Source organism: Nocardia aurantia, from assembly GCF_009604425.1.
GTDB lineage: Bacteria > Actinomycetota > Actinomycetes > Mycobacteriales > Mycobacteriaceae > Nocardia > Nocardia aurantia.
This window is the reverse complement of sequence record NZ_WEGI01000040.1, coordinates 1-2,548: the sequence shown is the minus strand read 5'-3', so window position 1 is coordinate 2,548 and position 2,548 is coordinate 1. Positions and strand designations below refer to the sequence as shown.

Genomic DNA, 2,548 nt, shown 5'->3' with positions numbered 1-2,548 from the left:
TGTCCCTGGCCATGAGAAAGTCTCCGCTGGTGGCCACGTGTAGGTCACCGCTGGTGGCCGTGTAAAAGTCCCCACCCCTTTCGGCGGGGTTGACCGTGTGTCGACCCGGGAGCTGTGGCCCTGGGCGGTGACGGTGATAGCGCCAACCGTCACCGTGCACCACCCAGGGAGCTCCATTGAAGTCCGAAAGGGAACGAATGGACATCATTTCCGCCTACCGGGAAACCGGAACCTACCGAGGGGCCGCGCAGATGTGCGGCACCACCCACAAGACCGTGAAACGGGTCGTCGAGGCCGCCGACGCCGCAGCGGCGGGGCAGAGACCGGCCCCACGGCCGGCGCGGCCCCGCAACTACGAGGCCGTGACCGGTCTGGTCGCCGAACGGGTGAAGAAATCCGGTGGCCGGATCTCGGCGAAACGCCTGCTGCCGATCGCCCGCGCTGCCGGCTACGAAGGCTCACCCCGCAACTTCCGGCGGCTGGTTGCCGAGCAGAAAGTGTTGTGGCGCACCGATCATCACCGCGGTCGCCGCCCCGCGCAGTGGGCCGCCGGTGAGTATCTGGTCATGGACTGGGCCGAAGCGGCGCCGGGACTGCACCTGTTCTGCGCGGTGCTGGCGTTCTCCCGATGGCGGTTCACTCGCTTCGCCGCCGATCAACGCCAGTCCACCACCCTGGCCATGCTCGCCGAAGCCTTCGAAACACTCGGCGGGGTCCCCGCGAAGGTCCTCACCGACCGGATGGGCTGCCTCAAGGGCGGTGTCGTGGCCGGAGTGATGGTCCCGACGATCGAATACGTGAGGTTCGCAAGCCATTACGGCTTCACCCCCGATTGGTGTCATGCCGCGGATCCGCAGTCGAAAGGGATCGTGGAAAACCTCTGCGGCTACGCCCAGACCGATCTGGCGGTCCCGCTGCTCACCGAGGCCGCCGTCACCGGCCGCGAACTGGGCTTGACCGAGGCCAACGCCGCGGCGGAAACCTGGTGCGCGCAGGTGAACTCGACCGTCCACTGCGAGATCGCGGTGGTCCCCGACGACCGGCTGGCCGTGGAACGGGAGCTGCTGGCCGTGTTGCCGTCGCTGCGGATGCCCGTCGGCGCGGCATCGGTGCGCCGCAAGGTCGACCGATTGTCTTGTGTCCGTTACGGTTCTGCACGCTATTCGGTGCCGTCGCGGCTGATCGGACACACCGTGAACCTCGTCGTCGATTCCGGCGCGGTGGTCGTGGTCGAAGACCCGACCGGGGTGATCGTCGCCGAACACGAACTCCTCGCTCCCGGCGAGGTGTCGATCCACGACGACCACTACGACCGTCCCCGCCCTGCTCCCGATCGGGGGCCACGACCGAAAACACCGGCAGAACAACAGTTCTGCGCCCTCGGCACCGACGCGCAGGCGTTCCTCGTCGGGTCGGCCGCCGCCGGCAACTCCCGCCTGGGCGCCGAGCTCGGTGAACTCCTCGCCCTCGGCGACGCCCACGGCCACGACCAGCTGATCGCCGCGTTGCGGCGGGCGGTCGCGTTCAAACGGTTCCGCGCCGCCGACGTCCGCTCCATCCTCGCCGCCGGCGCCGGGACCCCGCAGCCCCGCCCGGCCGGCGACGCCCTGGTCCTCGATCTGCCGGTCGCGGGCACCCGGTCGCTGGACGCCTACAAGATCACCCAGGATGGGAGCGCGTCGTGACCACACCAGCGAAACGCGCTGCCGCCAAACCGGTTCCGGTGCTGCCAGCCGATCTCGACGCCGGGCTACGGCGGCTGAAACTGTCCACCGTCCGCCGTGACGCACCCGAGGTGCTGGCCACCGCGAAACTGCAACGCTGGACACCCGAAGAGGTCCTGCGGACGTTGATCGAGGCCGAATGCGCCGCCCGCGACGCCTCCAACGCCGTCAACCGGCTCAAAGCCGCCGCGTTCCCCGTCACCAAAACCCTCGACGGGTTCGACGTCGGATCGTCATCCATCCCGCAGCCGACCTTCGATTACCTCGCCACCCTGGAATGGGTTCGCACACAACATAATCTGTGTCTCATCGGGCCACCCGGGACCGGCAAGTCCCACACCCTGATCGGACTCGGGCACACCGCGGTCGGCGCCGGGATGAAGGTCCGCTACTTCACCGCCGCCGAGCTGGTCGACACCCTCTACCGGGGTTTGGCCGACAACACCGTCGGCAAGGTCATCGACACCGTCCTGCGGGCCGACCTGCTGATCTGTGACGAGATCGGGTTCGCGCCCCTCGACGACACCGGCACCCAACTACTGTTCCGCCTGGTCGCGGCCGCCTACGAGCGGCGGTCACTCGCTGTCGCGTCGCACTGGCCCTTCGAGCAATGGGGCCGGTTCCTGCCCGAGCACACCACCGCCGCAGGCATCCTCGACCGGCTGCTGCACCACTCCACCGTCGTCGTCACCGACGGCGACTCCTACCGCATGAAACACCGCACGAAAGCAGGTGACCACCCCTGACCTGACCACCCCCACCCCCGCCGGGGGGTGGGGACTTCCCACCGGCCACCAGCGGCGACTCACAAATGGCCATTGACA

The 2,548-nt window shown here is 68.5% G+C and carries 2 protein-coding genes; both read left to right on the top strand.

Translation table 11 applies throughout. From position 1 onward, the window contains the following. Positions 1-176: 176 nt before the first annotated feature. Entirely contained in the window at positions 177-1,685 is a 1,509-nt protein-coding gene (gene istA / locus NRB56_RS38045) for an IS21 family transposase (protein ID WP_153349229.1), read from the top strand. Further along, complete coding sequence (gene istB / locus NRB56_RS38040; protein WP_319944121.1) at positions 1,682-2,470, top strand: IS21-like element helper ATPase IstB; 789 nt, start codon at positions 1,682-1,684, stop codon at positions 2,468-2,470. Before istA ends, istB begins: the two co-directional genes overlap by 4 nt. Positions 2,471-2,548: the final 78 nt, after the last annotated feature.